This window comes from Bacillus sp. BC05(2025), from assembly GCF_056725905.1.
This window is the reverse complement of sequence record NZ_JBWYRA010000001.1, coordinates 521,314-533,829: the sequence shown is the minus strand read 5'-3', so window position 1 is coordinate 533,829 and position 12,516 is coordinate 521,314. Positions and strand designations below refer to the sequence as shown.

Below are 12,516 nucleotides of genomic sequence, written 5' to 3'. Positions count from 1 at the left end.
ATTGGTGAAATTAATCGGGATATTACTTGTTGCGGTGGGCTTTTTATTTAGATTAAATACACTTTTAGTAGTTATGGTTGCAGGTATTGTTACTGGTATGGTTTCAGGATTAAGCTTTTATGATGTCATTAGCATGTTCGGTAAATTTTTCATAGAAAATAGATATATGTCTATGCCAATTATATTAACTTTACCGGTCATCGGAATTTTAGAGCGTTACGGTTTAAAAGAAAGAGCAGAAGCACTTATAACGAAATCAAAAGGCGCAACAACTGGAAGAGTATTAATGTCATATTTTACGATAAGAGAATCATCAGCAGCACTTGGACTGAATATTGGTGGTCATGCACAAACAGTAAGACCACTCGTTGCACCAATGGCAGAAGGGGCCGCGCAAGGTAAATATGGTAAGTTACCTGAAAAGTTAAGAGAAAAAATTAAAGCAAATGCAGCAGCGGCGGAAAATACAGCATGGTTTTTCGGAGAGGATATATTTATCGCGACTGGTGCGATTTTATTAATGAAAGGATTCTTCGATTCGGTAGGTATGCATGTCGGTGTGTGGGATATGGCGCTTTGGGGTATTCCAACTGCAATATCAGCGCTTATCGTAAGCTGGATCAGATTTAGAAGATTTGATAAATATATAGCAAAAACGATGACATCAAAAGAAAAAGAAAAGAAGGAGGCAATATAAAATGAATATCATCACAATGGATACAATTTATTACGTATTAGGTATAATTGTTGCCTTTATCGCCGTTCGTATTGCATTTGATCGTGAACATCCAAATCGATTTGGTTCTAGCTTATTTTGGGCGTTATTTTCAGTTACATTTTTATTCGGAAATGTAATCCCTTCGTTTTATGTTGGCTGTATCGTGCTCGCTATGGTCGTGTTAGCTTCATTAAATAAAGTAACAAAATCAGAGGAGAAAGAAGTACCAGTACAAGAGCGTGTGAAACATGCGGAGAAATTAAAAAATAAAATTTTTATGCCTGCACTATTAATCCCTATTTTTACAATTATTGGTACGTTAACGTTAGGGAAAATCAAATGGGGAAATGTTTCTCTTGTTGATCCAGATAAAGTAACATTAGTTGCATTAGCGCTTGGGGCATTACTTGCATTCGTTGCGGCGATGCGTATTACAAAATCGAAAATAACAACGCCTGTTCAAGAGGGAAGCAGACTATTACAAGCTGTCGGCTGGGCTGTTATTTTACCACAAATGTTAGCAGCACTTGGCGGTATTTTCGCGAAGTCTGGCGTTGGACAAGTCGTTTCTGATTTAGTTGGACAAGTATTACCGACAGAGTATCCGTTTGTTGCTGTAATGGCATATTGTTTAGGCATGATGCTTTTCACAGTTGTAATGGGAAATGCATTCGCAGCGTTTGCCGTTATTACTGGCGGAATTGGTTTACCTTTAATTGTACAAATGCATGGAGGAAATCCGGCAATTATGGCGGCACTTGGCATGTTTGCTGGATACTGCGGAACATTGCTTACTCCAATGGCAGCAAACTTTAATATCGTTCCGGCGATGCTATTAGAACTAAAAGATAAAAATGCAGTTATTAAAGCGCAAGTACCAATTGCTCTTTCAATCTTTATCATAAATATGTTTATTATGTACGGCCTCGTATATCGTTTTTAATTAGGAGGGAAAAACTATGAAAACAGTATTATTAACAGGATTCGATCCGTTTGGCGGAGAAAGCATCAATCCAGCTTGGGAAGTCGCAAAAAGTTTGCATGAAAAAACAATCGGAGAATATAAGATTATTAGTAAACAAGTACCAACTGTATTCCAAAAATCAATCAGCGTATTAAAAGAGTATATAGAAGAACTAAACCCTGAAATGATTATATGTATCGGACAAGCGGGGGGCAGACCAGATATTACGATAGAGCGTGTCGCGATTAACGTTGATGACGCGAGAATTGCTGACAATGAAGGGAATCAGCCCGTAGATGTAGCAGTTGTAGAAGAAGGACCAACTGCCTATTGGTCTACACTTCCGATGAAAGCAATTGTAAAAAAGCTACAAGAAGAAGGGATACCAGCTTCTGTGTCACAATCAGCAGGTACATTCGTTTGTAATCATTTATTCTACGGTCTCATGCATGAACTAGAGAAACAGGATAAGAAAATGAAAGGCGGATTTATTCATATTCCGTTTTTACCAGAGCAAGCGAGTAACTATCCAGGTAAAGCGAGTATGTCACTTCCTACGATTAGTAAAGGGATAGAATTGGCAGTAGAGGTAACGACGACAGTTGAGGTCGATATTGTGGAAATTGGGGGTACGACACATTAAGTAAGATTCTGAGATAGTACCGAAGTGCGTATGTAGTTGTTATTTTTGTTTGGAAGAAGGGTATATCGTTAACTTGATAATGATTGGGTACATTGCATATTTTAAATTCGCCCATTTTCAGGTATAATTATTGTGAAAATTGGAAGTTTGGAAATTAGGGGTGGATATCTTGAAAAGTTTTGGTATGTTAGTATTCTCTACTGTGCTTGCAGCGGGGCTATGATATTATAATGCTCAATCCTTTTATAATAGGTTTACTTCTGGAAATACATATTACTGGGTAAACGGTATCCTAGCGGTTATCTTCCTTGTATTCCTGTATAATAATGCAAAAGATATCATCAAGAAAAACTATATAAAATAAGGAAGTTTAAAGAGTTCTTTATACAAAGACAACACCTCCTATAAACAACTGGTATAATAAGTATAGGAAAATACATAGAGGTGATTTTTGTGCAATTTGAAGAAGTACGTTCAATTTTAGAAAAAGCGAAGAAAATTACAGTGTTAACAGGCGCAGGAGCAAGTACGGAAAGTGGTATTCCAGATTTCCGTTCAGCAAATGGATTGTATGCTGATGCGAATGTGGAGATGTATTTATCAAGAGGATATTATAATAGAAGTCCGAAAGAATTTTGGAAGCATTATAAAGAAATCTTTCAAATTAATACGTTCCATCAATATAAACCAAATCGTGGGCATCGCTTTTTAGCTGAATTAGAAGAACAAGGGAAAGATATTACGATTTTAACGCAAAATATTGACGGTTTACATCAACTAGGTGGTAGTAAGCATGTCATTGATTTACATGGAACACTTCAAACAGCACATTGTCCGAAGTGTAAAGCGGGATATGATTTGCAGTATATGATTGATCATGAAGTGCCTCGTTGTCAGAAGTGTAATTTTATTTTAAATCCAGATGTTGTTTTATACGGTGATACATTGCCGCAATATCAAAATGCGATAACACGTTTATATGAAACAGATGTACTTATCGTTATGGGAACATCATTAAAAGTACAACCCGTCGCTTCATTCCCACAAATCGCAAAGAGGGAAATCGGGGCAACAACAATTTTAGTAAATGAAGAGTTAACAGGACAAGAATATAACTTTGACTTTGTTTTTCAAAATAAGATTGGTGAGTTTGTTGAAGGGTTATCTTCAATGAAATAAGTTATCGGAAAAACTGAGGTGTCCACCTCAGTTTTTTATTTGAGTAATCACTGTTTAAAACATTTCAATAATGTCGCAACCACATCTCTATAACCTATAAAAAAGGCTTTGGTTGGCAAAATAGCAGAATAGGAAGAAATGTTTTCTTTAGCGAATACGCAATCGTCATAAAGTAAGCTAATGTGTAGTTGTTGTAAAGGTTCTATTTCGTTTTGTTTTAAGTATAAAACTAAGTCATTATAAAGTTGTGTACTATATTCACTTACAGACCATTCTAATGAATGCTGGCCTACTATGCTAGTCCACCATACTTTAAAACTATATAGTATCTCTTTAAAGGATTCCTCATTACATAACTGATTGTCAAAAAGCTTCTCGTAAAAGATATTATTTTCCTCATAAAAAATTTGTAAATCATATCGGTCGTTAGGAATTTGTTTACGAAGTGTATGCCATAAATCTTTGAAATGATCTTCAAAATCAGTAGAGAAATTTAATTGTCTTGCTATGTAAGGAAACCGCAAATTTTCTCTATTCTCTTGTTGGTTGAGATAAATGTTTTGAATATAAATCATAAAGTTTAAACAATATGACGTATTAGTATGAATTGTGAATGAATCTGTCATTTCATTTTCTCCTTAGTAATGTCTTTTATTGTTAGTATACAGAGAAATGTAAATGAATGATATGAAAAAACAATTGTATACACTCATTCTTTCAGAAAAAAATTCATGCTATGAAGAATTAAGGGAATGGTAATAAATAGGATGTAAAATTAAAAAACTGAAAATTAAATCTTTTATTTCTTTTGTAATTAATATAAAATTCTATATATATCATATAAATAAATTTGATACATAATGGTTCTATGTAGAAATGTTAATAGAATGAAGCGAGGGAGCGAAATGAGACAGAAAAAGGAGCAGAAGAAACAATCGAAAAAGAAAAAGACTCATATTCCTTTTCGATTAAATGTACTATTTTTTATCGTCTTTCTTTTATTTTCAGCTATTATAATTCAATTAGGTAAAGTACAAATCATTGATGGAGAAACGTATAGAAATGAAGTGAACAAAAAGGAAGATGTAACGGTAAGCACTCCTGTTCCTAGAGGGAAAATGTTTGATCGGCAAGGTCAAGTGATTGTAAATAACAAACCGCTACGAACCGTTACATATACGAAAATGAAAGGAGTAGATTCGAAAGAAGTTTTACAAGTAGCAAGACAGTTAGCTCAGTTAATAGAAATGTCACAAGAAGATATAGATAAGTTGACAGAAACAGATAAAAAAGATTTTTGGATGCAGTTAAATGAAAAGCGAGCAGCTGCAAAAGTGACAAAAGAAGATGAGAATACATTTAGGAAGCAAGAGATAGAAGGGAAAGAATTAGATAAAAGAGTAGAAGAGTTACGCAGGGAAAGGATTACGCAAGAAGAATTAAGCGAACTTTCAAAAGAGGATCTAGAAGTACTAGCAATTAAAAGTAAGATGAATGCGGGATATAAAATGACGCCGCAAATCGTTAAAAAAGATGTAAGTCAAAATGAATATGCAGTCGTAAGTGAAAGATTGGCGAATTTGCCAGGAGTGGATACGACAGTGGACTGGGAACGTGAATACCCAAATGATAAAATACTTCGTTCTATCCTTGGTAGCGTTTCTACTGAAAATGAGGGCTTGCCAAGAGAACAGTTAGATTATTATTTAGTGCGTGATTATAACCGAAATGACCGTATTGGTAAGAGCTACATCGAGAAACAGTACGAAGATGCATTACATGGAACGAAAGAACAGTCTAGAAATATTACGGATAAAGCAGGGAATATTATTCGAACAGAAAAAGTAACTGAAGGAAAAAGTGGAAATAATTTAATGTTAACAGTGGATATGGAGTTACAGAAAAAAGTAGAGCAAAGTCTTGAAAAGAATTTACGAGCATTTCATTCTGCAGAGCCGATGATGGATCGTGCGTTCGTCGTAATGATGAACCCGAAAAACGGGCAAATTTTATCAATGGCTGGGAAGAAGATTGTAAATAAAGATGGTGGCATGCAAATAGAAGACTTTGCGTTAGGAACGATGACAAGTTCTTATGAGTTAGGATCAACAGTGAAAGGGGCTACGTTATTAGCTGGATATCAAACTGAAACAATTAAGCCGTATACGCATTTCTTCGATGCCCCAATGTACTTTAAAGGAAGTACTAAGCCAAAGAAATCGTGGAAAGACTTTGGAGATATTGATGATTTAAGAGCTTTACAAGTTTCATCAAACGTCTATATGTTTAATACAGCATTAAAAATGGCAGGTATAAACTATGTACCAAATAATCCGCTAGATATCAAGAAAGAGACATTTAATAAAATGCGCTACTACTTTAGACAGTTTGGCTTAGGTGTACCGACTGGAATTGACTTGCCGAATGAATCGATTGGTCAAATGGGTAGAACAGATAACATACCTGGTTTTTTACTTGATTATGCGATTGGACAGTACGATACATATACGCCGCTTCAACTTGCTCAATATATGTCAACAATTGCAAACGGCGGTTACCGAATGAAACCGCAAATTGTACAAGAAGTGAGAGAACAACCACATAGACCAGAGGATGTTGGAAAAGTTATACGCTCTATTGAACCAGTTATTTTAAATCGAGTGGATATGGACACTTCTTACATTAATCATGTAAAAGAAGGATTTAGAAGAGTTTTTCAGGAGAATGACGGGACAGGTACTGGAACGTTTAAAGGATTACCGTATAAACCAGCTGGAAAAACAGGAACAGCTGAAACCGTATATGGGGGAGAAAGTGATATTGGAAGAGATGAAAACAATAACCGAAAAAAATGTTATAATTTAACTCTTGCCGGTTATGCACCATATGATGCTGATCCGGAAGTTGCTTTTTCAGTTGTTGTACCTTGGGTAAATGATGACAAATCAGGAATTAATTCCGCGATTGGTAAAGAGATTTTGGATTCATATTTTGAATTGAAAGCGAAAAGAGCGGGTGGAAATCCAGTCCCAGTAGAACAGCCGAACAAGGCCCAGTAAAAATAGTATCACTGCACAGAAACTTATTGTGCAGTGATATATTTTTTGAGTTGAAAAGCGTTTAAATAAGGTGGGAATGGATATGAAACAGGAGATTAAAAGAGGCTGGGGGAAATACATACTCTTCGTGTTTGTTTTGGTAATAGCCTATCATTCTTTTACTTTATGTAAAGTGGAAGGGAAATCGATGCAACCAACTTTATATGAAGAAGACTACGTATTTGTAAATAAAGCAGCAGTACATTTTTCTAATTTAGAGCACGGAGAAATTGTCATTATAAAAGAAGAGGATGAGTCGAAATATTATGTAAAACGAGTAATAGGACTTCCTGGTGACGTAATTAACATAACGAATGGATCTGTATATGTAAATGATAAAAAACAAGAAGAACCGTATACAAATAAAGATTTATTCAATAATACGCAAGTGTTTTATAACTTTCAGAAGACAAAAATCCCGCCAAATAAGTTATTTGTCATGGGAGATAACCGTGAAGTGAGTAGGGATAGTCGCAATGGCTTAGGATATATTGAAGAAGATAATATAATCGGCAAGGTGGAATTTGTGTATTATCCTTTTTCAAAAATGAAAATCATAGAATAAGTGGGGGATGAACAAAACCCCCACTTATTAAAGTTTCACTTTATTTTCTTTAAAAAACCTTTTGGATTGAATGATATGAAAAATTTATGTTTAGACTCGTCGATTATGAAGTTATTGTTTTTAGTTAAAAACTCATCCACAGCTTCCATCGGGCCAGGTCCCCAACCGGGAAGAAGCGGATTTCCATTAATAGAGGTATCTTCTACAATCATATAACTTCCAGTAGTGACGATAGATTTATAAAGTAAAAGCTCTTTTGAGACATGCTCTTTACTATGATCAGAATCTAAAATAACTAAAATCACATCATCAGGTTTGCGCATACTTAAAATGGTTTGGACGGCCTGTACAGAAACAGAAGAAGCTGTTAAATACGTAATCCGATTATGTGATGGCCGATTTGGCTGCGGAGTTATATCAATAGTAAGTACATGACCTTTTCCAATTAAATCTAACATAGAAGCTAAATACAGTGCACTACCACCATGAAATGTCCCGCATTCAATAATTAAATCGGGCTTTAATTCGTGAATGATTTCTTGGTACAAAAAAAGGTCAGAGGGAAGTTTACAGATTGGAACCCCGAGCCAGTGTGTATCTTTTAACCACACAAGGCTATCGTAATATTGGTTTAGAAATTCATTGCTTATATTATCGATTTTAAATTCTCCTTTCTATAAAAGATTCTTTCGTTTGACGTAAAGTGTTTACGCATGAAAGTTGTACTATATACTATGTGGTAAGGAATTGTAAGGCGAGTGTTTTTACTTGAAAATAAGCCAAATAACTTATATGAAAATGAAAGGAAATGATCGTATGTACAAGTACACCATTTGTTTTATTAGAAAACGCGATAAAATACTGTTATTAAATAGAAATAAAAAGCCAAACATGGGAATGTGGAATGGTGTCGGAGGAAAAATAGAAGAGAATGAAACGCCGTACGAAGGAGTTATTCGAGAAACGCTTGAGGAAACAGGAATAGAGCTTCCAAGTGTAACATATAAAGGGAATGTTATTTTTAAAGATAAAGACGAGTCTTGGGATGGTGAGGGAATGTATGTATTCCTTGCTGATTTACCACATGGAGTGCATATGGACACACCATTAAGTACGGCGGAAGGATTATTACAATGGAAAGAAATTGATTGGATATTAAATTGTGAAAATAGAGGTGTGGTTAGCAATTTACAAAAATACTTACCAGTAATATTAAATGAAGAAAATAAGTTAGAACATATATTCACATATGATAACCGGAATATTATTTATTACACAACTGCATGTTTGACGGAAGATGACGTGAACAAAAGGTATGAAAAGCAATTTGTTTCTCAATAGAAAAGTATAAAAATAATCACTCTTATAATCTAGTAGAGATTATTTTAATAGAGCAATCAGCATTTTTATGTTATATATGCGAGGTGATGATATGTTTCGGAAGTATATTTCATTAGGCATCATCGTTATATGTATGATGTTCCTTTTTGTAGCTTGTTCTAAAAGTGATAAAGAACTGAAAGACATTCAAAAAGCAGAGTTTGCCTCTTATTTCATGGAGAATTTACCCAACAATATATATACGTAGTACGTTATATGCTACAATTTACTATAAGTGAGGAAGGAAGGTGTCATATGAAAATATCTGTTTATGTTGCAAGTGCATTTAGCAAGGATCATAAAGGCGGAAATAAAGCTGGAGTGGTATTTATGGAGGATACATTGACCACTACTCAAAAAATGGAAATAGCCAAACAACTGGGCTATGCGGAAACCGCATTTATATCAGAATCTGAAATTGCTGATTATAAATTTGAGTATTTTACACCAAAAGAAGAAGTTGATTTATGTGGACATGCCACAATTGGCTCGTTCGCGATACTGATGCATGTAAATAAACTTTTCAAGAATCGCTATACGATTGAAACAAACAGCGGTGTTCTGACTATTACCATAAAAGATGACACCATATTCATGGAACAAAACGAACCAATATTTTATGATGTTATACCTCCAAATGAGTTTATCGACTGCTTTGACATTAAAGATATAGATAATACATACCCAATTCAAATTGTCTCTACGGGTTTAAAAGATATTTTAATTCCTATAAAAAGCGAAACACAATTACATACACTGCAACCTAATTTTGAAAAAATGAAAGAAATCAGCAAGGATTATAATGTTGTCGGGATGCATCTATATACTTTTAATGACAATCGAATAATATGCAGAAACTTTGCTCCACTATACGATATTAATGAAGAAGCAGCGACAGGAACTTCAAACGGTGCATTAGCTTGCTATCTTTATGAACAGCACTACTTACAAAAAGAAGTCTATGTATTTGAACAAGGTTATTCTTTACACTCGCCTTCTGAAATATTAGTTAAATTAGCAACCGATAGCAAGAATAAAATAGAAAAGGTTTATGTTGGCGGCAAAGGCTATTACTGTGAAACGAAGTATTTAACTGTAGAAAATATTGAGTGAAAATAAAAAAGAGATGGTAGATCCATCTCTTTTTTATATGCTCCATGATTAACTGCGAATCGCCTTAATCAGAAAACGATGTTGCTTCACATCAAAATAACCTTTTTGTAAGATGACTTCATGTATACGATATAATTCCTCATAATACCTTTCGACAGTAAAATTAGGAATTTGCCACGGAATCGCTTTTAAATAATAGACAATCGCACCAATGTCGTAAAAGCGTTGAAAAGGGAACTCTTCTTTTTCTTCTAAAATAGTAAATCCATTTTCTTTTAACTCACTACATGCCGCTTCGAGCGACCAACTTGCAAATTCGTTATTCAGTGGTGCGTTAAATTGCTCATTAAGTTCCGCACAATCGAGACCACCAACTTGTTGGGTAAGGAAAATCCCATTTGGAGAAAGGATTCTGTTTACCTCAGAGGCAGCGTATGATTCATGTTGATTTATGATTAAATCAAACTGACCATCTTGAAATGGTAAAGCAGTATCATCTGTTACCTCTACAACTGTAACCCCTAAAGGTTCTAATTTCTTCCGAGCAATTGGCACGTTTGGCGTGTACCCCTCAGTAGCATAAATAGTTGATGGGAACGGTTGTAACATAGATAAAAACTCTCCGCCGCCAGTACCCATATCGAGCATTGATTCTGCATGCTGCATAAGCTGGAAAGCGGTGCTGCCGTACGACCACGATAAAGGTTCGCTCTTCATTCGATCCGTTTCTGAAATGAAAGAAAAATCCCAACCGCTAAAATTTGTATTAGCACTTTCTAATAAAGTTAAAAATAATGGATCACGTTTCATAATTGTATCCTCCTATTTTGTAAGTAAATGATATGATGAGAAAAGAAAAAAGGAGGACCTCTTATTAAAGTGGAACGGTTTTACGTTTCGTGTTCGAATAGATTCATATACATTCGCTCCTTGTGAGAATGGTTATTTATATATTCGGGATAAGTAAGTGAAAGTCCTTTGAATTTGTGAGGGAAGGTTATGCTCTGCAATAATTGGGCCATTAAATGAAATAGTGCAATACGTATTGATTACATGCATTTTAACATTTTTGAATTTTCTTGAATTATCCTCTTGAACCTCTAGTTACTTTAGGTTTTATAATGAATTTATACTTTTAATAGGGGGATTTACATGAATACGGATAAAAAGTTTTCTATTGGAGAATTCTCGAAAAAAACGGGCATACCAATTCCTACTTTGCATTACTATGATGAAATTGGATTGTTACAACCAGAAAAGAATCCTTCTTCAGGGCACCGCATTTACAAGTATCAAGATATTATAACCTTACAAAAAATTATAAGTTTAAAATTTCTAGGCTATAGTCTAGATAAAGTCGCTAATTTGTTACATGAATCAAGCTTTAGCGTTGATCTGAATGAAAGCTTGTCTCTCCATTTGCAAGTGTTAGAAAGAGAACAAGAACAAATTGAGCAATCAATGCAAGCAATTAAAAGAGTAATGAAGTTAGTCGAAGAGGAAGAAGAGGTAGATAGTACTGTATTATTTAGTCTTATTTACAGTATGAATACTGAACATACACACAAAGAATGGACGGAACGCCATAAGTTAACGGATATCGTGGAAAAAATATCAAAGAAATCAGAAGAAGATAAAATTGCCTTGGATAAAACGTTTATTCAATTGTCTAAAAAGGTTAAACAATTATATGGTAAACCAGTCGAGGATTCGAAAGTACAAGAGATGATTAAGGAATATATAGAAGAGTCTTTTTCATTTCTTAGTGAAGATTTGATACAAAAATTAGCTAATACTAGTGTGGAAGAACTGGATATGCAAGAACTTGAAAATATGATACCTTCGCCTTTCACAGAAGATGAACAAAAATGGCTTAATGAAGCGATGGAATATTATATGAAGCAAGTAGAAATGGAATAGGGATAGATTTTATGAGCAATGGTAGGTGGTTTAGCTTTATCGAAATAATGCTATAGACCTTTCATTGAAGAAGGGGAATGTTGGAAAAAACGTTTGTTATTGCTGTATTTAAAAGAAATGCGTATGCTTTATTTTTGAAGCATACGCGTTTTTATTTAAAATACTCAAAAAGAAAAATCTTTTGGCAAATTACCATTTTTAATAACCGTTCGTAACCCATGTTTTATAATCCAAGGATTAACTGGATGCTGTTTATCACGTAACTGCTGCAACCATTGAAAAACGAGTTCTTGATCTTCTTTCGTAATATCGTTCATATGATTGGCTACTGATTTTTGGACATATTTAGAAGGATCATTCATTAATGGTTCAAGAAGCTGTAAATTGTTCTTAAAGTCACCTTTTAGAGCTCCCATTTTTTTAGCCCAAGGAAGTCTTGGCCTTGTGCCTTCGGAAACTAATCTCCTAATGTGGCTATTTTCGTCATGAATCCACTGTTGTAATATGTGTAGTGTGTCTTCATGGTATGTTTCAAGAAAAGGCCGAATGGCATATTCAGCAGTATTCCTTTTTGTTATTTCATACATGGCGTTAAATGAGGATTCAAAATCGTTAAGCCCATATTTTTCAACGTATCTTGCAATAGGCATGTACATATATCCGTTTGTAAATGTCCCTACTTCTGTTGTGTTTTCTGGTCCCAATGTTTTCAGTAAAATATGTATTGCTGCATTAAAATCTTTTTGTAATGTATGATGTAATTCATCTGCTATTACTTCAATCCGCTGCTTTAACTCTAAATTTTCAACTTTACATGTTACGGAAGAAACAAAGTTTCTTTTAGGGAAATTAGGATCGTGTTTACAAATAGAATCAGCCATTTTTTCTGCTAATTCTTCATTAAATAAAAATTTTAACGGAACATATTTAGCCATT

The 12,516-nt window shown here is 34.4% G+C and carries 14 protein-coding genes and 1 pseudogene; 11 read left to right on the top strand and 4 right to left on the bottom strand.

All coding sequences use genetic code 11. From position 1 onward, the window contains the following. Window position 1: 1 nt before the first annotated feature. The 5 genes and pseudogenes from ACZ76X_RS02865 to ACZ76X_RS02845 all read left to right on the top strand — a co-directional run bounded on the left by ACZ76X_RS02865 (window position 2) and on the right by ACZ76X_RS02845 (window position 3,504). Complete coding sequence (locus tag ACZ76X_RS02865) at window positions 2-697, top strand: DUF969 domain-containing protein (RefSeq protein WP_479849858.1); 696 nt, start codon at window positions 2-4, stop codon at window positions 695-697. Between the two features lies 1 nt (window position 698). Continuing rightward, a complete protein-coding gene (locus tag ACZ76X_RS02860) occupies window positions 699-1,661 on the top strand; it encodes a DUF979 domain-containing protein (RefSeq protein ID WP_137035699.1) in 963 nt (320 codons plus the stop codon). Between the two features lie 16 nt (window positions 1,662-1,677). Further along, on the top strand, window positions 1,678-2,325 hold the full coding sequence (gene pcp / locus ACZ76X_RS02855) for a pyroglutamyl-peptidase I (protein WP_479849466.1): 648 nt from the start codon (window positions 1,678-1,680) through the stop codon (window positions 2,323-2,325). A gap of 169 nt (window positions 2,326-2,494) precedes the next feature. Next, window positions 2,495-2,689, top strand: a pseudogene (locus tag ACZ76X_RS02850) (hypothetical protein). Window positions 2,690-2,769: 80 nt separating this feature from the next. After that, window positions 2,770-3,504, top strand: coding sequence for an NAD-dependent protein deacylase (locus ACZ76X_RS02845; protein ID WP_479849465.1), 735 nt, complete (start codon window positions 2,770-2,772; stop codon window positions 3,502-3,504). A gap of 47 nt (window positions 3,505-3,551) precedes the next feature. Here the strand turns inward: ACZ76X_RS02845 and ACZ76X_RS02840 are convergent, their stop codons facing one another. After that, window positions 3,552-4,130: a hypothetical protein gene (locus tag ACZ76X_RS02840; RefSeq protein WP_479849464.1), complete on the bottom strand. Its 579-nt coding sequence runs from the start codon at window positions 4,128-4,130 to the stop codon at window positions 3,552-3,554. A 279-nt stretch (window positions 4,131-4,409) separates the two neighbouring features. Between ACZ76X_RS02840 and ACZ76X_RS02835 the strand changes: the two genes are divergently transcribed. Together ACZ76X_RS02835 and lepB are read left to right on the top strand one after the other, a co-directional pair. Beyond that, window positions 4,410-6,563 (top strand): peptidoglycan D,D-transpeptidase FtsI family protein, encoded by a 2,154-nt coding sequence (locus tag ACZ76X_RS02835; RefSeq protein WP_479849463.1) that lies wholly within the window; start codon window positions 4,410-4,412, stop codon window positions 6,561-6,563. Between the two features lie 82 nt (window positions 6,564-6,645). Beyond that, on the top strand, window positions 6,646-7,167 hold the full coding sequence (lepB, locus tag ACZ76X_RS02830) for a signal peptidase I (protein ID WP_479849462.1): 522 nt from the start codon (window positions 6,646-6,648) through the stop codon (window positions 7,165-7,167). A 35-nt stretch (window positions 7,168-7,202) separates the two neighbouring features. Here lepB and ACZ76X_RS02825 read toward each other — a convergent pair whose 3' ends face one another. Next, window positions 7,203-7,826, bottom strand: coding sequence for a cephalosporin hydroxylase family protein (locus ACZ76X_RS02825; protein ID WP_479849857.1), 624 nt, complete (start codon window positions 7,824-7,826; stop codon window positions 7,203-7,205). 157 nt (window positions 7,827-7,983) lie between these two features. Here ACZ76X_RS02825 and ACZ76X_RS02820 point away from each other — a divergent pair, with 157 nt between their 5' ends. The 3 genes from ACZ76X_RS02820 (at window position 7,984) to ACZ76X_RS02810 (ending at window position 9,660) form a co-directional block, all read left to right on the top strand. Continuing rightward, window positions 7,984-8,508 carry an NUDIX hydrolase gene (locus ACZ76X_RS02820; protein ID WP_479849461.1) on the top strand — a complete coding sequence of 175 codons (525 nt, stop codon included), beginning with the start codon at window positions 7,984-7,986 and terminating at the stop codon, window positions 8,506-8,508. Window positions 8,509-8,599: 91 nt separating this feature from the next. Next, window positions 8,600-8,755 (top strand): hypothetical protein, encoded by a 156-nt coding sequence (locus tag ACZ76X_RS02815; RefSeq protein ID WP_479849460.1) that lies wholly within the window; start codon window positions 8,600-8,602, stop codon window positions 8,753-8,755. A 47-nt stretch (window positions 8,756-8,802) separates the two neighbouring features. Next, window positions 8,803-9,660: a PhzF family phenazine biosynthesis protein gene (locus ACZ76X_RS02810; protein WP_479849459.1), complete on the top strand. Its 858-nt coding sequence runs from the start codon at window positions 8,803-8,805 to the stop codon at window positions 9,658-9,660. A gap of 48 nt (window positions 9,661-9,708) precedes the next feature. On the opposite strand, the gene ACZ76X_RS02805 is transcribed toward ACZ76X_RS02810, so the two are convergent. Beyond that, window positions 9,709-10,470 carry a class I SAM-dependent methyltransferase gene (locus tag ACZ76X_RS02805; RefSeq protein WP_479849458.1) on the bottom strand — a complete coding sequence of 254 codons (762 nt, stop codon included), beginning with the start codon at window positions 10,468-10,470 and terminating at the stop codon, window positions 9,709-9,711. A 342-nt stretch (window positions 10,471-10,812) separates the two neighbouring features. Here ACZ76X_RS02805 and ACZ76X_RS02800 point away from each other — a divergent pair, with 342 nt between their 5' ends. After that, window positions 10,813-11,580, top strand: a complete 768-nt coding sequence (locus ACZ76X_RS02800) for a MerR family transcriptional regulator (protein WP_479849457.1) — start codon at window positions 10,813-10,815, stop codon at window positions 11,578-11,580. A 164-nt stretch (window positions 11,581-11,744) separates the two neighbouring features. On the opposite strand, the gene ACZ76X_RS02795 is transcribed toward ACZ76X_RS02800, so the two are convergent. After that, window positions 11,745-12,515: a DNA alkylation repair protein gene (locus ACZ76X_RS02795; RefSeq protein WP_479849456.1), complete on the bottom strand. Its 771-nt coding sequence runs from the start codon at window positions 12,513-12,515 to the stop codon at window positions 11,745-11,747. Between the last annotated feature and the right edge of the window lies 1 nt (window position 12,516).